At 62.6% G+C, this 18,004-nt stretch carries 17 protein-coding genes, 1 pseudogene and 1 riboswitch; of the genes and pseudogenes, 1 reads left to right on the top strand and 17 read right to left on the bottom strand.

Annotation, left to right across the window (positions count from 1 at the left end):
• Positions 1-65: 65 nt before the first annotated feature.
• From CO676_RS16595 to CO676_RS16585, 3 genes are all read right to left on the bottom strand, one after another.
• Positions 66-911, bottom strand: a complete 846-nt coding sequence (locus tag CO676_RS16595) for a transporter substrate-binding domain-containing protein (protein ID WP_097521893.1) — start codon at positions 909-911, stop codon at positions 66-68.
• A gap of 64 nt (positions 912-975) precedes the next feature.
• A complete protein-coding gene (locus CO676_RS16590) occupies positions 976-2,667 on the bottom strand; it encodes a M28 family peptidase (RefSeq protein ID WP_097521874.1) in 1,692 nt (563 codons plus the stop codon).
• Positions 2,660-4,084 (bottom strand): M20 family metallopeptidase, encoded by a 1,425-nt coding sequence (locus CO676_RS16585; protein WP_097521873.1) that lies wholly within the window; start codon positions 4,082-4,084, stop codon positions 2,660-2,662. The genes CO676_RS16590 and CO676_RS16585 overlap by 8 nt, the downstream gene beginning before the upstream one ends.
• Before the next feature lie 184 nt (positions 4,085-4,268).
• Between CO676_RS16585 and CO676_RS16580 the strand changes: the two genes are divergently transcribed.
• On the top strand, positions 4,269-4,901 hold the full coding sequence (locus CO676_RS16580; protein WP_097521872.1) for a GntR family transcriptional regulator: 633 nt from the start codon (positions 4,269-4,271) through the stop codon (positions 4,899-4,901).
• A gap of 164 nt (positions 4,902-5,065) precedes the next feature.
• Here the strand turns inward: CO676_RS16580 and CO676_RS16575 are convergent.
• The 14 genes and pseudogenes from CO676_RS16575 to CO676_RS16510 form a co-directional block, all read right to left on the bottom strand.
• Positions 5,066-5,388, bottom strand: a pseudogene (locus tag CO676_RS16575) (LysR substrate-binding domain-containing protein); the annotation flags it as partial.
• Between the two features lie 107 nt (positions 5,389-5,495).
• On the bottom strand, positions 5,496-6,491 hold the full coding sequence (dhaK, locus tag CO676_RS16570) for a dihydroxyacetone kinase subunit DhaK (protein WP_097521871.1): 996 nt from the start codon (positions 6,489-6,491) through the stop codon (positions 5,496-5,498).
• Between the two features lie 110 nt (positions 6,492-6,601).
• Entirely contained in the window at positions 6,602-7,012 is a 411-nt protein-coding gene (locus tag CO676_RS16565) for a hypothetical protein (RefSeq protein ID WP_097521870.1), read from the bottom strand.
• Between the two features lie 5 nt (positions 7,013-7,017).
• Positions 7,018-8,625 (bottom strand): putative PEP-binding protein, encoded by a 1,608-nt coding sequence (locus CO676_RS16560; protein ID WP_097521869.1) that lies wholly within the window; start codon positions 8,623-8,625, stop codon positions 7,018-7,020.
• Complete coding sequence (locus CO676_RS16555; RefSeq protein ID WP_097521868.1) at positions 8,609-8,953, bottom strand: HPr family phosphocarrier protein; 345 nt, start codon at positions 8,951-8,953, stop codon at positions 8,609-8,611. The genes CO676_RS16560 and CO676_RS16555 overlap by 17 nt, the downstream gene beginning before the upstream one ends.
• Positions 8,953-9,351: a dihydroxyacetone kinase phosphoryl donor subunit DhaM gene (gene dhaM / locus CO676_RS16550; RefSeq protein ID WP_041415222.1), complete on the bottom strand. Its 399-nt coding sequence runs from the start codon at positions 9,349-9,351 to the stop codon at positions 8,953-8,955. Before dhaM ends, CO676_RS16555 begins: the two co-directional genes overlap by 1 nt.
• Complete coding sequence (gene dhaL / locus CO676_RS16545) at positions 9,348-9,971, bottom strand: dihydroxyacetone kinase subunit DhaL (protein WP_097521867.1); 624 nt, start codon at positions 9,969-9,971, stop codon at positions 9,348-9,350. Before dhaL ends, dhaM begins: the two co-directional genes overlap by 4 nt.
• Before the next feature lie 170 nt (positions 9,972-10,141).
• Positions 10,142-11,776, bottom strand: coding sequence for a dihydroxyacetone kinase subunit DhaK (locus CO676_RS16540; RefSeq protein WP_179875505.1), 1,635 nt, complete (start codon positions 11,774-11,776; stop codon positions 10,142-10,144).
• A gap of 38 nt (positions 11,777-11,814) precedes the next feature.
• Complete coding sequence (locus CO676_RS16535; RefSeq protein WP_097521865.1) at positions 11,815-12,822, bottom strand: ABC transporter ATP-binding protein; 1,008 nt, start codon at positions 12,820-12,822, stop codon at positions 11,815-11,817.
• Entirely contained in the window at positions 12,815-13,912 is a 1,098-nt protein-coding gene (locus CO676_RS16530; RefSeq protein ID WP_097521864.1) for an ABC transporter ATP-binding protein, read from the bottom strand. The genes CO676_RS16535 and CO676_RS16530 overlap by 8 nt, the downstream gene beginning before the upstream one ends.
• A 3-nt stretch (positions 13,913-13,915) precedes the next feature.
• The gene (locus tag CO676_RS16525) at positions 13,916-14,128 is read right to left on the bottom strand and encodes a hypothetical protein (protein WP_097521863.1); all 213 of its coding nucleotides are present in this window, start codon (positions 14,126-14,128) and stop codon (positions 13,916-13,918) included.
• Positions 14,125-15,081: a carbohydrate ABC transporter permease gene (locus CO676_RS16520; protein ID WP_026619760.1), complete on the bottom strand. Its 957-nt coding sequence runs from the start codon at positions 15,079-15,081 to the stop codon at positions 14,125-14,127. Before CO676_RS16520 ends, CO676_RS16525 begins: the two co-directional genes overlap by 4 nt.
• A complete protein-coding gene (locus CO676_RS16515) occupies positions 15,078-16,046 on the bottom strand; it encodes a sugar ABC transporter permease (protein WP_179875504.1) in 969 nt (322 codons plus the stop codon). The genes CO676_RS16520 and CO676_RS16515 overlap by 4 nt, the downstream gene beginning before the upstream one ends.
• A gap of 83 nt (positions 16,047-16,129) precedes the next feature.
• A complete protein-coding gene (locus CO676_RS16510; RefSeq protein ID WP_179875503.1) occupies positions 16,130-17,455 on the bottom strand; it encodes an extracellular solute-binding protein in 1,326 nt (441 codons plus the stop codon).
• Positions 17,456-17,842: 387 nt separating this feature from the next.
• Positions 17,843-17,949: riboswitch (guanidine-I (ykkC/yxkD leader) on the top strand.
• The last annotated feature ends 55 nt before the right edge of the window (positions 17,950-18,004 follow it).

The raw sequence follows: 18,004 nt of genomic DNA, 5'->3' as shown, positions 1-18,004 counted from the left end.
TCATGACTGGCTATCCGCTGTGCGGGGGGCGGGCTCTTAACGAGCGCCCGCCCGCCTGGTCTCTGTTAGAAGGAGGGGGTCAGGTCGAGCTTGCTCCATTTCTCGGAAAGCGATCGAATGACGCCGTCAGCCGCGGCCGACTTGATGGCGGCGTCGAACTTCTCCTTCAACTCCGTCTCGCCCTTGCGCATGCCCATGGCGACCTCGGTCGCCAGCATCGCTCCCTTGACGAGCGGCCCGGTCATGGCGAGATCCTCGTTGCCGGGTTTGGCGAGGATCGACGTTCCGTAGACGCCACTGTCGAAACCCGCGTCGATCCGACCGGCCTTCAGATCGAGGTCGCGCTCGCCGGATGTCTTGTAGGTGCGCACTGTTACGGTGTCTCCGAAATAAGCCCGGATCAGTTGCTCCTGGCTTGTGGCCTGCACCACGCCGATCGCCTTGCCGTCCAGAGCCTCGCCGATCGTCTTCATGACCGGATCGGCCTTTTCCTTGTCGTTGAGATTAAGCCGTTCACCGGTCATCGGCAGTTCCGGCACCGGGCCGCCCTTGGCGATCAGGAACGTCGCGACGCCGCTCGCATAGGGGACAGTGAAATCAACGACCTGCTTGCGCTTTTCATTGATCCCGAGCGTCATGATCAGATCGAACTTGCCCGCATTGAGGCTGGGAATGAGGCTCGTCCACTCGCCGGTGATGAGCTCGCATTCCACCTTGGCGCGTGTGCAGAGATCTTCGATGAGATCGACGTCGAAACCGGTGAGCTCACCCTTGGAATCAAGCGCGTTCCACGGCGGGAAGGCACCTTCGATACCGACTCGGACGTGGCTCCAGTCCTTTGCCATAACGGCCGACGCACTGAGCGAAAGTCCGGCCACGAGCACGGCTGCAATAAATCTGCTTCGTTTCATCTTCTGTTCCCTTCGTTTTTGCCGGCCTTCTTTTTTGCCGGTTTGCTGATAATCGGGCGTGCCCTCAATGCGTTTCCGCGACGGCTGCCAGCGCAGCATGGGCTTCGCGCAAGGCATGGGCGATAAGGTTCCGGATCTGCCTTGCGTGCACCCCGTAGAACGGCAGATCGGGTGAGCCGTGCGGCAGCCTCGCGAACTCGCGCAGCCCTTCGAGCGACGGCCAGGCCGGATGCGGCAGCGCGCTGTCGTGGCTGAAGCGATTTCCGCTCGTGTAGTTGAGTGGCACGAGCAGACGCGAGGCGCGCATCAGGGCGCGGTTGATAGATTGCGCCGCAGCGCCCTCGGCGCGGCCCGCCATCCTGTTCACCACCTGCGCCGCCGCTTCGAGCGCATCCAGACGCGCAAGCAGGCTCGCTATGTCCATCCGGTCGCCGAGCCGCTTCTGAACGTCGAGGAGTTCTTCCCTCATCGAGGTCGCAAAGACGGCGTAGTCGAGCGGCAGCACGGGGGCTGTCAGCAGGCGCCACAGCACGCGAAGCACAATCGATGTGTCGCGTTGCAGATTGTCGAGGTCGATGTGCTCCGCCGTGTCGTGCGGCGTATGCCACCACCAGCCGAGCGCGGTCAGCGTCTTGACCGGACCAGGCGGCTGGTGGCTGAGGCTGCCGAACATCGACGGTATGCCGATGCCCCAGAACGACTGATCGGCGGCCCGGCCGTGACGGCGGCCGGCATGCCGCTGTCCGCTGACGGCTTCTACCGCTTCCGCCGCGACGGATTTCAGCTCGTCGATCACCGCCGAATTGGTGAGCACGCTCGCCCCCTCGCCGCCGGTCGAATCGACGTTCACATGGGCGACGCAGCGCCGCTCGAGCTCGTCCCAATATTCGTCCGCGTACCAGGCCGACCCGGAATAGCGGCCGTGCGAGTGGCCCGACCAGAAGCAGAGCCGCAAGCCCCGCTTCCACATGCTGCGCCGATCGCCGAGCAGCCGTGCCGCCTCGAGCATGGTGGCGTTGGCGCCGCCATTGTCCATCACGCCGTAGTGCCAGGTATCGTGATGACCCGAAAACAACACGAAGGGCGCATCGTCCCCGGCTTCTTCTTCCGCTGACAACTCGGCGACCAGGATCGGCGTCTTGCGCCAGCCGGTGTCCACCTCGGCTGACAGCGAGACCCGCACATCCTCTCCCGCCAGGCATTGCGCCCGCAGCCTTGCGCCGTCGTCACGCGCGATCGTGCAGACGACTGTGGTCGGAAGCATCGATCGCGTGTGCTGCGAGGGACTGCCCCACACCGGCGAAATGCACATTTCGTAGAGATGTTCGTTCGGGCTGACATGAAGCTGGCCGGCAGCGCCATGTGCGCTGGCAAGCGCCGCTACTTTCTCCGTGGCGATCCCGTCGACAAGGACGATCCTGCCCCTGACGTCAGCCTTTGCGAACGCCGCCTCGTCGCCCAAGCCGACATAGACGAGCGGCGCGCCGACGCCGACGCCGGATGTCGAGGCTGACATCGAATGCGTGATTGAGCGCAGGTTCTCGCCATTTGCCTCGACGCACGCACGTCCCGGAAGGCTGATATAGGCGTCGTGCGTGAGAAGCCGCGTGCGGTAGCCGTAGGACGCAATCTCGCGCTCAAGATAACGGAAGCTCTCCAGTTCCTCCGGCGATCCCGAAAGCTTGATGCGCCGGCCGAACTCCTCGATATGGGCGGCCAGACGATCGCGATCCGGCTGAAGGGTGAAGCTATCCATCGCGCTTCTCCGGTAGCGGTGGATCGACATCGTCCGGGATCGGGTTGATGAAGGACGTGCCATCGAGCCGCGCCGCGTGGTCGGCCCTCGCGGCGGCGATGAGCTCCGGCTTGAGGATCAGGTCCAGCGCGGTGCTCGCCATGACCTTTGCCGCATGTTCCATGCCCTTGTGGGCGGCGGGCAGCTTGCCCTGGGCGACGAGCTGCCAGGAATGCCCCGGCGTTCCGATCGCGTAGGTCGCACCGCGCATCTGCACGGTCGGCACAACCCAGCTCACCGTGCCGACATCGGTCGAGCCGACAAGCGTGCCATTGCCGCTTTCCGGCGGGAAGATCGTGTCGCAGAGCGAGACCCCCTTGCGCAGCTTGAGTCCGAAGCGTTCGAAGGAGGCGGCGATGTCCTCGGCACTGAAGGTCTCCTGGAATCTCGCGGCGGTTTCCCGGTCGGCATCGTCGAAGACAGGCGGGCCTAGCCGCTCGAGATGCGAATGCATCAGCGCTTCCAAAGGCGTGTTGCCGACGAGATTGGCATCGCCGCTGACGATTTCGCTGCGCATGGTCGTCCCCGTCATCAGCGCCGCGCCTTCGGCCACATTCTTGACCCGTCCCAGGAGATCGAGCAGTTCCGGTAGGCTGCGCGCCCGGATCAGATAACGCACCGTCGCGCGCGCCTGCACCACGTTCGGCGCATGGCCGCCCGTGTCGGTCACGGCGTAGTGGATCCGCGCGGTCGAAGGCATGTGTTCGCGCAGATAGTTCACGCCGACATTCATGAGTTCCACCGCATCAAGCGCGCTGCGGCCGAGGTGCGGCGAAGCCGAGGCATGCGAAGCGCGCCCGCTGAAATGGAAGTTGATCTCGTTGCAGGCGAGCGAGATCGGGTTGTTGACGCCGGCAAAAGGCGCCGGATGCCAGGAAATCGCAATGTCCACGTCGTCGAAGACACCTGCGCGCACCATGAAGCCCTTGGAGGAGCCGCCCTCCTCCGCCGGACAGCCGTAATAGCGGATCCGCCCCTTGATGCCATAGGCTTCGAGATAGTCCTTGACGGCGGTCACCGCCATCATCGAACCCGCACCGAGCAGATTGTGCCCGCAGCCATGGCCATTGCCGCCCGCAACGAGCGGCCGCTCTTGCGCCACGCCCGCCTCCTGGTTCAAGCCCGGCAGTGCATCGAACTCGCCGAGGATGGCGATGACCGGGCCGCCCTCTCCCGCTTCGCCCATCAGCGCCGTCGGCATGCCGGCGATGCCGCGCGCGACCCGGAAGCCTTCCGCCTCCAGCATGGCGGCGTGCGCGGCCGACGAACAATATTCCTCGTAATTGGTTTCCGGCGTGTCCCAAACGCGGTCACTCAAAGAAAAGAAAGCTTCGCGTTTCCGTTCGACGAGATCCCAGACGGCATCCGAATTTTTCATCGTTTACTAGCTTCCACAACAATGATATCCAAAATTGGCGCCAATTTATGCTAACATTTTAGTGCACGCAAGAGCGCTATAGGTGTAAAATCGGCGTCGGAATCAGATTTTCCACGGCTTTGCGGCTCGTCTTGGATAGCGATCAAGCCCAATGGCAGACTAAGGTAGTTCCGAGGGAGGCTGTATGAACAAGGTAAAACAGCGGGAAGCGAACAATGCGACGGCGGTCGATGTCACGGACCTGATTCTCCACGACATCCAAACCGGCGTGCTCGCCCCCGGATCGTGGCTAAAGCAGATCGATCTGGAACAGCGCTACCAATGCACCCGCCCCGAGGTGCGCCGCGCGCTCGACCGGCTTGCGCAACGCCGCCTCGTCGAGCATGTGCCGAACCGGGGCTATCACGTGTTCGAGCCGGACGGACGGCAAGCGGCCGAAGTCAGCGAAATTCGCATCCTGCTCGAAACGGGCATGGCCGACAAAATCGCCGCTAACGCTTCAACGGCGGACGTCGAGGCGTTGCGCGAGCTAGCGGCGCGCTTCGACAAACTCATTCTCGAAGGCACACCGATCGAGCTCTATGAGGCCAACCTCGCTTTTCACTACCGGCTGCTTTCGCTTTGCGGCAATAGCGAGCTTGTGAAGCTCGTGACCGAGATCCGCCAGCGCACCTCCTCTGCACCGGTGTCGCAATGGAAGACGCGGGCCCGCATCGAGCAGTCCTCCCGCGAGCATCATGAAATGGTCAATGCGATTGCGGCCGGCGAGACAGCTGCTCTCAAGGACGCGATTTCACGCCATATCCGCCAAGATTAATCGTAACGATTCACCGCCTGGCCGCTCACCGAAAGTGCTTCGGATCGTAACCATCGTGTTCTCGCAAAAGCCCCGCCGGAACCAAGTTCCAGGCGATACATTATGCGATTTTCAAAGCAGAAAGCATGAACCTCAGCCCGAGCGCCGCCGTGCGTCGACAGCGGCTATCGGCCTAATGTTCCTGCAAATCGTTCCGGCCGCTCGCGCTGGAAAACCTCGGCCAGAAAATCGATGAACACCGTTGTCTTGCAGGGTAGCAAAGTCCGCTTGCGTAGTAGATCGAAATCGGGCCGGCGTCAGCCTACCAGGCAGGCACGAGCCGGACTAGTTCGCCGCTCTCGAGATACGGAAATGCGTCCGGCTTGGCGATCATCGCGACTCCAAGACCGAAAAGAGCTGCGGAACGCACGGCGCCCGGATCATTGACGACGATCCGTTCGCGCAGCACTGCCAGCTGCTCTTCGCCGGCAACGTTCCAACCCCGCCGAGACTGGACGGCATATGTCGATGCTCTGTGGCGCCGGCAGGTCCCCTCAGTACATTAATGCGACCTTCAAAGTACACAGGCCGAGCGCCCAAAGGTGAAAGATCCGATCAGCCTCCCCAGCGCAGCGCCGCCGTGTCGACCGGCGCGTCCCATAGCGAAAGCTCTCGTTCCTCGAGGCCCGCAACCGTGATTGAGAGGCCCGCCATGTCCAGAGAGGTCACATAGGTTCCAACCAACGACCGCGCGACCGTGAGGCCGAGGCTCTGGAGCCGGGCTCGGGTGGAATTATAAGCGAGATAGAGCTCCGATACCGGAGTGCCACCGAAGCCATTGAGGAAGAGGAGCAGCTTGTCGCCACGCTCCGGTGCCAGATCGCTCAAGATTGTCTCGATCATCGTTTCCACGATTTCGTCGGCCGTGGCGAATTTGACCCGTGCACGGCCCGGCTCTCCGTAAATTCCGACGCCCATTTCCATCTCGTCTTCGTTGAGCACGAAGGTTTTCCGCTCCGTGTCGGGTACGGTCACACCGCTGAGCGACACGCCCATGGTGCGGATGCGGCCATTCAGGTCCTCGCCGAGTGCGCTGATCTCATCGAGCCGCCAGCCGGCCTCCGCCGCCGCTCCGAGCAGCTTCTCCACCACGAGCGTTCCGGCAACGCCTCTCCTGCCTTGGCTGCGTTTCGACCCGCCGGGATTAACGTCGTCGCGTACGATCACAGTGGCGATCCGGTGCTCGGCCGCAGCGAGTTCGGCCGCCATCTCGAAATTCATGACGTCGCCGTCATAATTTTTTACGATGAGCAGGCATCCCTCGCCGCCGTCCGTCGCCCGGATCGCGGCAATGATCTGGTCCGGCGTCGGAGAGGTGAAGACATGTCCGGTGCACGCGGCGTCCAGCATACCTTTCCCGACAAAGCCGATATGCATCGGCTCGTGCCCGGCGCCGCCTCCGGAGATGAGCGCGACCTTGCCCGGACGAAGGCTTCGCCTGAGAACGAACTTCTCGTCGGTTCCGAAGGCCACCAGCCGTTCGTGTGCCGAGACGAAGCCGGCGAGGCCTTCGGCCACCAGCGTCTCGGCTCGGTTCATGAATTTCTTCATCGTGCCCCTCCCACGACGCCGTGCTCTTCTGCCTCGCGCAAATCGCCGCCCGATCGGACACGAAGAGGACTCTGCCGGAGCAGCGACATACTGAACCACATCACGACCCTCTAATCCATCGCTCCGACCAGTTTCGCCATATTCCGGACGAGTTCCTCGATCGCTTCGTCGAACAGGCGGTTCTTCTTTTCGTCGCCGAGATCAGGAACGATCAGCGAGAGCTGCCGCAGCTTCTCCGCGCTCCCGAAATCCGGCAGCTTGCCGGGGTGCGCGGACTGATAGGCCTGAAGAAAGCGTTCCTCCTCGCCCGGGCTGAAATGGCAGACGCGGAAGATCGTCGCGAGGTGGCGCGCCGGCAGCGGGGTCGCATAGGCCGGACTCGTCACCTGAGTGACGAAGCTGCGATGCTTGCCGAGTGCCTCGGCGAGGCGCTGACGGGTTCCTGACGGCCGATTGTCGATAATCTGCGCCAAGATCGTCTTGTAGGCGATGATGGGGTCCTCAACCGTCTCGCGCGACATTCATTTCATCTCCGCCGCGGCCTGCCGTCCGTGCACAAGCCGCTGATTGTCGATCGTATGTCAGTCACGCGATTGGGCGCCACAGAGAAGTGGCGAAGGCCCGCGGCCATGAGCGCCGGTACATGTCGGGGGTCGGAGGCCATCTCGCCGCAGATCCCGATCGGTTTTTTCATCGCCTCGGCAAGGTCCACGCCCTGAGCGATCACCCTCAGGACGGCTGGCGTGGCCGCGTCGTAAAGGGCGGCGACGCTTTGGTCGTCTCTTGCGGCGGCCATCAGATATTGCGCCAGATCATTCGTGCCGAAAGAGAAAAACGCCGAGCGCGAAAAGCGCTCGAGCATCAGCGCCGCCGCCGGAACCTCCACCATCATACCGATCTCCGGCATGCGCGCCTGCACCCCGCGCCTCAAGAGAACGGCGCGCTCCTCTTCGAAGTAGGTCCGCATCGCATCGAGCTCGTCCGGCACAGTCACCATCGGCAGGAGGACGCCAAGATTGCCGTGCACGGCGGCGCGCAACAGCGCGCGCACCTGGGCGCGGGCAAGCTCCGGCCGTGCCAGGAGCAACCGGATGCCTCTGAGGCCCATGAAGGATTCGCTCTTCCTGGCCCCTAGACCCGGCAATGTCTTGTCACCGCCTAAATCGAGCATGCGCACGATCGCCGGCGCGTCGCCGGCCCATCCCAGTGTATGCCGATAGATGTCGTAATGCCTTTGCTCGTCGACGGCATCCGCAGACGAAGCCACCAGAAATTCGGTCCGCATCAGACCTATGCCCGCGAAGGACGCGGGGTCAATGGCCCTGAGCTCCGTTGGATCGTTGATGATGGCGGACAGCCGGATCGCAACGCCGTCGGCGGTTTCGACCACTCCGCCGGTGCGGCGCGCGGCGATGGGCCTTGCTTCAGCTTTTATCGGTTTCGCCTCGCGAACATGCTCATCGTCGGGCGCAACAACGACCAGGGCGTTATTCGCATCGACGAGCACGCGTGCGCCGTCGGCCACTTCGAACCGCCCCGTGGCCACGACCATGGGCACCGACCGGCCGCGGGCAAGCATTGCCACGTGGCTTGAAACGCTACCTTCAAAGAGGACGATGCCGCCGCCGGCGGTCCAGTCATGCGCAAGGAAGCGGCTTGGCTCAAGGTCCTTGCCGACGAAGACCGAACCCGGCGCGAAATTCTCCAGAGGAAGACCCGTGAGCGCGCTCACGACGCGATTGCGTATATCGACGATGTCGACCGCGCGGGCGCGCAGCTGCTCATCGGGCGCCTCCTCGATACCGGCGATATAGTCGTCGAGTGCCCCGACCCAGGCGAGAGCGGCGCCGTCGCCGGCGACGATCCGACCCTCGGCCATTTCGACGAGAGCCGGATCGAGCAGCATCTCGATCTGAAAATCGAGAATGCCGGCGCTCTCCTCGTCCGACCGGTCCGCGAGAGCCCGGAGCTCCGCAATGGCAGTAGCGATGGCCTGCCGCAGCTTGTCGCGCTCCGCGGCCACGGTGTCGCGTAGCGCAAACACCTCTGCCGTGACATCGGCGGCGCGATGGACAGGCCCGAGCCCCACGCCGGGAGAGGCGGCGGTTCCGGCGATTTCAAGCGCTTCGGCCATGCTTTTTTTCTTCATCGAAGTCGCGCTCGACAAGCGCCTTGAGGGCATGGATCGCTTCTGCGGCGCGTAAACCTCGGGCGCGGATCTTCAGCATCGAGCCCGTGCGAATCCTCGCCCCCATGATCTTGACGATGCTCTTGCCGTTCAGCCAGACGTGGCTGTCGTTGACCTCGATCTCGACGGTGCAGGGAAACGACTTGGCGAGCCGCGTGAAGATGACCGACGGACGAGCATGCAGCCCGAAGCCGTGCGTCACCTCGATCTCCGCTTGGCAGTAACCGTGCGTATCGACCGCCTCCGGCGTGTCCCGTCGCGACCTGTTATCCATCACGGCGACAGCTCCTGCGCGGTCGCAACGACGCGGGCGAGAACCGCACCGCCCGACGCTTCAGCGGCGGCCATCACCGCCCCCTCGACCAGAGGCGCGTTGCAAATGATCACCCTTCCAGAACGCGGCTCGCCGAGCATTTCAATCGCCATTTCGCTATTGGTCTCCGCCCCGCCGAGATCGACGAAGACGGCGACGCCCGCATCCGACCAGGCCCGTTCGATCGCTGCCAATATTCCGGCTGCATGCGTCCCGAGGCCGCCTTCGGCGTTGCCGCCCGACCAGGCGAGCGGCACGCAATCGCCGACCATCTGGCGCACCATGTCGGCGGCGCCCTCAGCGACGAGCGGAGAATGCGAGACGATGACGATGCCGACATTTGCGGATTTCGGGTTCAAGCCGGACATTGCTCCTCCAAGAAACGACAGATCGCTGCCGTCATCAGCGCACAACTCTTGGCGCCTGGATCGACATGCCCGATCGACCGGTCGCCGAGAAACGCGGCACGCCCGCGCATCGCCCTCATGCCGAAAGTGAGCCTTGCCGCCCTTTCCGCCTGCTCGGAAATACCTGCCAGTCCCGCGCGCCTTACCACTTCGGCATGCACAGGGTAAAGCACGTCGAGCAGCGTCTTGTCGCCGGGGCTGGCGCGGCCGCGCCGGGCGACGGCATCGATGGCATGCTCAAGCGCGCGTGCAAACTCGATCTGTCCGTTCGAACCGCCCAATTGACGGCCGATCGCGATCAGCAGCGTCCCGTAGAGCGGACCGGCCGCGCCGCCGACGCTCATGACCAGCGTGAGCCCGATCTCCTCCAGTGCTTTTGGCATTGGAAGCTGCACGAGCCGGTTTCGCTCGGCATAGACCGCCTCCAGGCCGCGACGCATGTTGGTGCCGTGGTCACCGTCGCCGATGGCCCTGTCGAGTTCCGACAGATGATCGGCATTGGCGGCAATCACCTCGCGACAGGCTTCGATCAACCCGCCTATGAGCGCTGCATTTGCCACCACGACCAACACCCTTTACCAATCTCGCTTGATCATACTCGCGATCGGCCGCCATCGTTAGAGCATGCGCATAGTGCGGGATGAGGAAAAGTGTGCGCAGTTTTCCGCCCGCATCCCGCGCTAACTTATAAGAGTCGATCGCGTTCAATGATTAGGTCGATCCGACCTAAAATCATCGCGATCTAGCGAAGCCCTGCTGCGACTTCGAAAACCGCGGCCACCGCCATGGCTCCTGGATCCGGTACACCGTCGAGATCTCGCTCGCTGACGTAAGAAGCGCGCCCGGCCTTCGCCTTCTTCATTGCCCGGGTTGCGTTGGCGCCGGCGCGCGCTGCGGAGGCCGCCGCGGCCAGACCGCCGGCCTTGAGAGCGCGCAGCGCCGGGTCCAAAGCATCCACCATCGTGCGGTCGCCGACGGCGGCCCCGCCATAGAAGGTCATCCGTTCGAGGCCCGCCAGGAGCGCGCCCGCCATGTCTTTCGTGTCCGAATAGGCCTTGGCGGCGGCGGTAAAGAAGATCGACAACAGGACGCCGCTGGAGCCGCCCATACTGGTGCTGAGAATGCTGCCGATCGACGAGAGCGTCGCGGCGATGTCCTTCAGCGGCAGCTTTTCGATCTGCGCCAGAACGCTACGCGAACCTGTCGCGACGGTCGAGCCGGTATCGCCATCACCGGCCCGGGCGTCGAGGTGGTTGAGCTCCGCCTCGAGCGCGAGGAGATGATCGCAGATCGCCGCGATCAGCCGATCAGCGGCTGGGTCACGGCTTGCCGCCACGGACTGAGCGGCGGGCACCGCAACCGCCGGCAGAACGGTGACATCACGCCGCTGCACGACAGGTATCCAAGCATGCGGGCCGACAGGCGCTTTCAACGCGGCCTCACGCTCGCCGTCAAGCCGGATGAGTGACAGCGAAAAGCCGTTCATGTTGAGCGCCGTCATCATCGGCGCCGGGCCTACAGTCAGCTTCACGCGTTCGGCGAGTGACGAGGAAAGAACCGTGTGGGCGATCAATCCCATCTCGATCGGTGGCACGGCACCGAGATTGTTGATGAGAAGCGCATAGCGACCGTCACCTGGCAAGACCCCGGAAAGCCGCTCGGACATGGTCGCAACGATGCTGCGCGCCTCCTGCAGGGCGATCCGTTCGGCACCGGGTTCGCCGTGGATGCCGAGGCCCAGTTCCCCCTCGTCCGCCGCGAGGCGTTCGGCATGGGCCTGGCCGGGAATGGAACAGGAGGAGAGCGACACGCCAAGCGAAACGATGTCGCGCGCGGCCGAGCGGCCGGCAGCGACAACGGTCTCGAGATCTGCATCCTGCTCGGCCAGGTGCCCGGCAATCTTGTGAACGAAGAGCGTTCCGGCGACGCCGCGCGGCTGGGCGATATCCGGCAGCGCGATGTCGTCGGCAACGATCACCATCTCGACGCGAAAGCCTTCGATGCGCGCCTTTTCCGCCGCGAGTCCGAAATTGAGGCGATCGCCGGTGTAATTTTTGACGATCAGCAGGCAGCCCTTCGGCCCAGTCACCGCGCGGATCGCTGTCAACACCGCATCGACGCTCGGCGAAGCGAAGATCTCGCCGGAAACCGCCGCGGTCAACATGCCTTTCCCGACAAAACCCGCATGCGATGGCTCATGGCCGGCCCCCCCGCCTGAGATGACCGCGACCTTCGCTTTGTCCCAGTCGCCTCGCAGGACGACCTTGATGTCGGGATAGGTGTCGAGCCGCGCCAGGCTACCGGCCGGTGCTGTCTGCAGCAGGCCCTCCAATGCCTCGGTAACGATGTTTTCCCTGCGGTTGAAAAAGTGCTTCATCGTACTCATCCAAATTGCCTCTTCGATCGGCCGTAGCGTCAGCGCAACCGTTCTCCCTCGGACCCAAAATAAAGGGGCTGTCTCAGCGTGAGGTTGATCCGGTCCCCTGGTTTAATAGAGAGATAGGGGTCTGCGAGCGTCACGAGCTTGTGGCCCTTCACCCGGATATGCAGGTGATTCTGGTCGCCAAGGTGCTCGATCCAGTCCACCTCGGCATTCCCCCGAGCGTGGGTCGCGATCTCCAGATGCTCGGTCCGCGCGCCAATCGTCAGCGCGCCGGAAGGTGGCGCTGCCCCGGGTAGGAGGTCTATGGGAAGTAGGTTTATGTGTGGTTGGCCGAGGCGCGCCGCGACATGCAGATTGGCCGGGTCCGCATAGATCTCGCGCGGCGTGCCGACCTGGACGAGCCGCCCCTCGGACAGGATGCCGATGCGATCGGCCATCGTCATCGCCTCCACCTGGTCATGGGTCACGTAGAGAAGCGTTGAGCTCAGCTCTTTCTGGATCCGCTTCAGTTCCAGCCGAAGTTCTGCCCTGAGCTTCGCATCGAGCGAAGACAGCGGTTCATCCATGAGATAGATCGCCGGACGGCGCACCAGCGCGCGGCCGATCGCGACGCGCTGCATCTCGCCGCCGGAAAGCCGCGTCGAGCGGTTTTGGAGCTTGTGCTCGATCCGAACCATGCGTGCCACCTCGCGCACGCGGCTGTCGATCTCCTCGGCGCCGAGCCGCCGTGCCGGCGAGCGCAGCGGAAAGGCGAGATTGTCGTAGACGCTTAAGTGCGGATAGAGCGAATATTGCTGGAAGACGAAGGCCACGTCCCGCTCGGCCGGCGATTGCCGACCGACGTCGCGAACGGCGATCGTCACCCGCCCGCAATCGGGTGTTTCGAGGCCGGCGATCAAACGCAGGGTCGTCGTCTTTCCGGCGCCCGTTGGCCCGAGGAGGACCACGAATTCCCCGTCCCTGATGGTTAGCGACAGATCGTCGATCGCGACCGTGTCGCCGAAGGTCTTGCCAATATCGTGAAGGACGACCTCAGCCATGGTGCGCCTCCGAATAGAGGGAGGATGCGATCGCCCTGCCCGAGGTGTAGTTGAAGACGGCGAGCCTAGCCGGGTTGAATTCGAGCCCGACGATCTCGCCGAGCCTGAAGCTGCGGTCGGCCGAAACGCGCGCCTTGACGATGCCGGCGGCGGTCTCCACGGCGACGATCTGATTGGTGCCCAGATACTCGCTGCCATAGACAGCACCGCGGATGGGGGAGTGATCGCTGAAGCGGATATGTTCCGGACGGACGCCGAGCGCCATTTCGCCCGGCGCCACGTCCTCCCCCACCTCCGGCACGGCGACTTCGACACCGTCGAGGACGATCGATCGCGTCCCTCTCTTGAGCCCTGAATGGAAGCGCATGAAATTCATCGGCGGCGAGCCGATGAAATCGGCGACATACATCGAGGCAGGACGATTGTAGATTTCCTGCGGCGTGCCGAACTGCTCGATCACGCCGTGATTCATGACCGCGATCTTGTCGGCCATCGCCATCGCCTCGTGCTGGTCGTGGGTCACGTAGACCGTTGTCGCATGGATGCGATTGTGGAGCTCGCGCAGCTCATGGACCATCACCTCGCGGAATTCCGCGTCGAGCGTGCCGAGCGGCTCGTCCATCAGAAAGCATTTGGGCCGCCGGATGATCGCGCGGCCAAGCGCAACACGCTGGCGGTCGCCGCCGGCGAGCCCCGACACCGACCGGTCGAGGATATGGTCGATCCTCAGGAGCTTCGCGGTCTCCTCGACGCGGGCGCGGATTTCCGCCTTCGGCACCCCCTGCGACAGGAGCGGGAAACCGATGTTCCGGCGCACATTCATGTGCGGATAAAGCGCGAAGAGCTGAAAGACGAAGGCAATGTCGCGGGCGCTCGCCCGGTTGAAGCTAACGTCCTCGCCCTCGAGATAAATCTTGCCGCTGGTCGGCAGCTCGAGCCCGGCGATCATTCTGAGCGTCGTCGTCTTGCCGCAGCCTGACGGCCCGAGCAGCGCCAGAAACTCGCCGTCCTGGACCGTGAAACTCGAATCCTCGACAGCGACGAAATCACCGAACTGCTTGCGCAGGTTTACGATCTTGATCTCGGACATCGCTTACTCCGGAAATTTCGAGACGATGATGAACATGACGGTTCCAGTCAGCAGCATGGCCAGCGAATAAGTGTAAAGCGCCAGCAGGAACGGCTGGAACAGCATCAGGAAGCCCGCGGCGATCAGCACCGTCGCGAAGTTTTCCATCGGTCCGCGCCGCAGGAACAAGGACCGCTTCTGCCGGGCTTTAGGGGTCGTTTTTTGCGGAGTCGTCATTTGCGTACCGCTCCGAAGGTGATGCCGCGCAGCAACTGCTTGCGCAGGATGATGGTGAAGACGAGAATCGGCACCAGGAAGATCGTCGTGCCGGCCGCGACCGCCGGCCAATCCTGTCCGCCCTCACCGATGATCGTCGGGATGAACGGCGGCGCGGTCTGCGCCGAGCCCGAAGTTAGGAGCACCGCGAAGGCATATTCGTTCCAGGCGAAGATCAGGCAAAAGATCGCGGTCGCGGCGATGCCGGTCGTCGCCTGCGGCAGCACGACCTTCCAGAAGGCCTGCAAGCGGGTATAGCCATCGATCATCGCCGCCTCTTCGTATTCGCGCGGAATCTCGTCGATAAAGCCCTTGAGCAGCCAGACCGCGAGCGAGACGTTGACGGCGGTATAGAGCAGGATCATCCCGAGCGCCGTGTCGGAAAGTCCGAACTGGCGATACATGAGGTAGATCGGGATCGCGACCGCGATCGGCGGCATCATTCGCGTCGAGAGAATAAAGAACAGGAGATCGTCGGCGAGTGGAACGCGGAACCTGGAGAAACCATAGGCCGCAAACGTTCCCAGTGAGACCGCAAGGAAGGTCGAGCCGAAAGCGATCACGAGCGAATTGCCGAAGCGCGGCCAATAGTTCGATGGGCCGGCGATGACCATGTTGCGGTTGCGGGTGATCTCGTCGCAGGTGCTGGTCGGTGCTGGGAGCGACTGGATATAGTCCGGCGTCTGCCTTGTCCGCGTCGTGAAGAGATTGCAGAAGCCCTCGAGCGTCGGGGTGAAGACGACCTTCGGCGGATAGCTGATCGAATCCGGCGGCGACTTGATGCTCGTCAGAAAGATCCAGGCAAGCGGGATCATCGTGACCAGCGCATAGAGAATGACGATCGTGCCGGCGATGCGCTTCACGGTCGGCGTCGGCTCGACCACGGAATGGGCTGTGGTATTGACCGAACTCATCGCTGTTTCACCTTGTTGAGCGCTTTGACGTAGATGTTGGCGAGGCCGAACACCGCGACGAAAAGAATGATTGCGAAGGCCGAAGATCGTCCGGTGAGCCAGCTTTCGAAGGCCTCGCGCTTCAGCGTGATCGACGCCACCTCGGTGGTCGAACCAGGCCCTCCGCCTGTCAGCAGCATGACCATGTCGAACATCTTGAAATTCTCGATGCCGCGGAAGAGCACGGCGAGCATGATGAAGGGCAAGGCCATCGGCACGGTGATCGACCAGAATTGCCGCCAAGCGGACGCGCGGTCGACCTCGGCGGCCTCGTAGATATAGTCCGGGATGGACCTGAGGCCGGCGAGGCAGATCAGCATGACGTACGGGGTCCACATCCAGGTATCGACGATGATGATCGCCCAAGGCGCCAGGCTCACCGAACCGAGCATCTCGAAGGATGACGGAGGAATGCCCGTGAAGAACGAGACGATATAATTGAAGAGGCCGATCTGCGGCTGGTAGAGGAACCGCCAAAAGTTGCCGACGACCGCCGGCGACAGCATCATCGGAATGAGGATGACCGTCGTCCAGAAGGCGTGGCCGCGGAACTTACGGTCGATCAGATAGGCAAGTGCGAAGCCGATGACCGTTTGTAGGAGGATCGTCCAGAAGACGAAATGCGCCGTCGTCTGCATGGCGATCCAGATGTCCGGGTCGTTCAGCACCCGCTGGTAGTTGCGCAAGCCGACGCCGTCGACTACGGCGTTGGGGCGGTTCGCGCGGAAATTCGTGAAAGACAGATAGACCGCCCAAATCAGCGGGAAGATATTGATCGCAAGCAGTAAGGCGATCGTCGGCGTAATGAAGAGCCAGGCGATGGCGCGGTCCGAAAGGCCGCGCACCCGAACCGCGATCCTGGTCGGCGTAGCGTGGGCAAGCATCTCGGCGGATCGCTCCGCAATAGTGGAGGGGGCATCGGTCACTGACGTCACCTGAATTCAAGGAAGAATCGGGTTCGAGGCCGTCGGCCCGGACCTTCGCAGCCGGGCCGTGTTGCTGAGGGAGCCTAGAGCTTGCCTTCGTCCTCGAAGATTTCCTTCCAGTCGTTGACGAGAGAGTCGAGTGCCTCTTGCGCTGTGCCCTGGTCGGCGACGACATAGTCGTGCAGGCGCTTCTGCATGGCCTGCAGCAGGATCGCGTAGGACGGCTCCTGCCAGAAATCCTGCACCTGGTTCATCGCGACGAGGAAATCGGCTGCGAAGGGCTGGCTGGCCTTGAAGGACGGATCGTTCAAGACGGCGTTGTGCACGGCGTAGCCGCCGAGCGCCCACCATTTCTTCTGGACATCAGGCTGGGCGAACCATTTGATGTAGGCGAGCGCGCCATCCAGGTTGTCGGTATTGGCGACGACGGACATCCCCTGCCCGCCGAGCGTTGAGGCGGCGACCTTCTGCTTGGGATTGACGAAGAAGCCGATCTTGTCGCCGCCGACCTTCTCGTCCTTGTAGAGGCCCGGGAAAAAGGCGAACCAGTTCATCGCCATCGCCACCTGGCCGGATTTGAAGGCGTCGAGCCCCTCACCCATGTAGCTGTCGGTGTAACCGGGCGGCTGGCAGCATTTGTAGAGCGCCTTGTAGGCTTCGAGGCCTGCCACGGCATCCGCGGAATTGACGGCGCCGTCCATGTCGTATTTGCCGCCGGTCTGCTCGTATTTGAAGCCATAGGGATAGAGCGCCGAGGTCGCGCCCATGGTGATGCCCTCGGAGGCACGCTCGGTGAAGATCGCGGCACCATAGACCTTCTGGCCGTCGATTTCGCGACCGGTGAAGAATTCGGCGACCTGTTTCAATTCATCCCAGGACCGCGGCGGGCCGAGGTCGCGGCCGTATTTCTCCTTGAACTCGGCCTGCAATTCCGGCTTGGCGAACCAATCCTTGCGATAGAACCAGCCGTTGGCGTCCCCCATGGCCGGCAGCGCCCAATAGTTCGGCGTGCCTTTCGGCCAAGTGGAATAGGCATTGACCGCGGCTTCGGCGAAGTCGCTCATCTTGATGCCTTCCTTGTCGAAGAAATCGTTGAGCTTGACGTAGTAGCCGTTCTCGGCGGAACCGCCGATCCATTGGCTGTCGCCGATTAGGAGATCGCAGAGCTTGCCGCCCGAATTGAGCTCGTTGAGTATGCGGTCGGCGAAGTTCGGCCACGGCACGAACTCGAACTTCATCGTGGTGCCGGTCGCTGCGGTAAAATCCTTGGACAGCTCGACCAGCGCATTCGCCGGATCCCAGGCTGCCCAGCACAGCGTCAATTCATCGGCTTTCGCCATTCCCGGTATCGCCGTCGACAGCACGAGTGCCGACGACATGCCCATCAGGGCCTTCGTCATCTTCCGCATGTATTCCTCCCAGATACAGAACCGACCGACGCCGGCCTCGGAAAATTCTCCCTTGCTCACATGCCCAAGCCATACTCCCTCATGTTGAGCAATATGTTTAGTGATATACGTTTTACTAAACACATCAAGTGAATTCGTCGCTGCAGCGCAGCATGCGTCGCGCAGAGAGGGCCAGAGGAGGAGCGTACAAAAGCTCGAGCGGCCTTGGAACCTGATTCTGGTCGCAGACCATCAACACGGCTCAATGCATGGAAGATCGGAGACGACGGCGCCTCGGTGCCCATATAATTATTGGTCAACTTGATTAGTTTATAAGCATCAAACGCACAAATTATGAGCATAGATTAGCAAAACTTCCGCTTTACTTTAGATGACATCAAACTATACTGGCAATGTTTCTAGGGTTCCGATGCGATAAAGCATGACTGGACCGAGAGAAACCTCCGGTGGGGAGACATCCACCGGGTCCACGGCGGGATAAAAGCCCGGGAGGCTCATGCAGCGAAGTCGTTGCTTTGGGAATCCCGTCCGTGATTTCCGAGAGATGAG

Source organism: Sinorhizobium sp. BJ1 (assembly GCF_002531555.1).
GTDB classification, from domain to species: Bacteria; Pseudomonadota; Alphaproteobacteria; order Rhizobiales; family Rhizobiaceae; genus Sinorhizobium; species Sinorhizobium fredii_B.
This window is presented reverse-complemented; position numbering and strand designations above follow the sequence as displayed.

What these genes read in the sequence shown, in the direction of transcription:
- CO676_RS16560 (WP_097521869.1), bottom strand. Translation starts at nt 8,625, where the DNA reads ATGGCCGAAGCGCTTGAAATCGCCGGAACCGCCGCCTCTCCCGGCGTG.
- dhaK (WP_097521871.1), bottom strand. Translation starts at nt 6,491, where the DNA reads ATGAAGAAATTCATGAACCGAGCCGAGACGCTGGTGGCCGAAGGCCTC.
- CO676_RS16590 (WP_097521874.1), bottom strand. Translation starts at nt 2,667, where the DNA reads ATGGATAGCTTCACCCTTCAGCCGGATCGCGATCGTCTGGCCGCCCAT.
- CO676_RS16565 (WP_097521870.1), bottom strand. Translation starts at nt 7,012, where the DNA reads ATGTCGCGCGAGACGGTTGAGGACCCCATCATCGCCTACAAGACGATC.
- CO676_RS16595 (WP_097521893.1), bottom strand. Translation starts at nt 911, where the DNA reads ATGAAACGAAGCAGATTTATTGCAGCCGTGCTCGTGGCCGGACTTTCG.
- CO676_RS16510 (WP_179875503.1), bottom strand. Translation starts at nt 17,455, where the DNA reads ATGCGGAAGATGACGAAGGCCCTGATGGGCATGTCGTCGGCACTCGTG.
- CO676_RS16585 (WP_097521873.1), bottom strand. Translation starts at nt 4,084, where the DNA reads ATGAAAAATTCGGATGCCGTCTGGGATCTCGTCGAACGGAAACGCGAA.
- CO676_RS16580 (WP_097521872.1), top strand. Translation starts at nt 4,269, where the DNA reads ATGAACAAGGTAAAACAGCGGGAAGCGAACAATGCGACGGCGGTCGAT.
- CO676_RS16520 (WP_026619760.1), bottom strand. Translation starts at nt 15,081, where the DNA reads ATGAGTTCGGTCAATACCACAGCCCATTCCGTGGTCGAGCCGACGCCG.
- CO676_RS16555 (WP_097521868.1), bottom strand. Translation starts at nt 8,953, where the DNA reads ATGGATAACAGGTCGCGACGGGACACGCCGGAGGCGGTCGATACGCAC.
- CO676_RS16535 (WP_097521865.1), bottom strand. Translation starts at nt 12,822, where the DNA reads ATGGCTGAGGTCGTCCTTCACGATATTGGCAAGACCTTCGGCGACACG.
- CO676_RS16530 (WP_097521864.1), bottom strand. Translation starts at nt 13,912, where the DNA reads ATGTCCGAGATCAAGATCGTAAACCTGCGCAAGCAGTTCGGTGATTTC.
- CO676_RS16525 (WP_097521863.1), bottom strand. Translation starts at nt 14,128, where the DNA reads ATGACGACTCCGCAAAAAACGACCCCTAAAGCCCGGCAGAAGCGGTCC.
- CO676_RS16540 (WP_179875505.1), bottom strand. Translation starts at nt 11,776, where the DNA reads ATGAAGCACTTTTTCAACCGCAGGGAAAACATCGTTACCGAGGCATTG.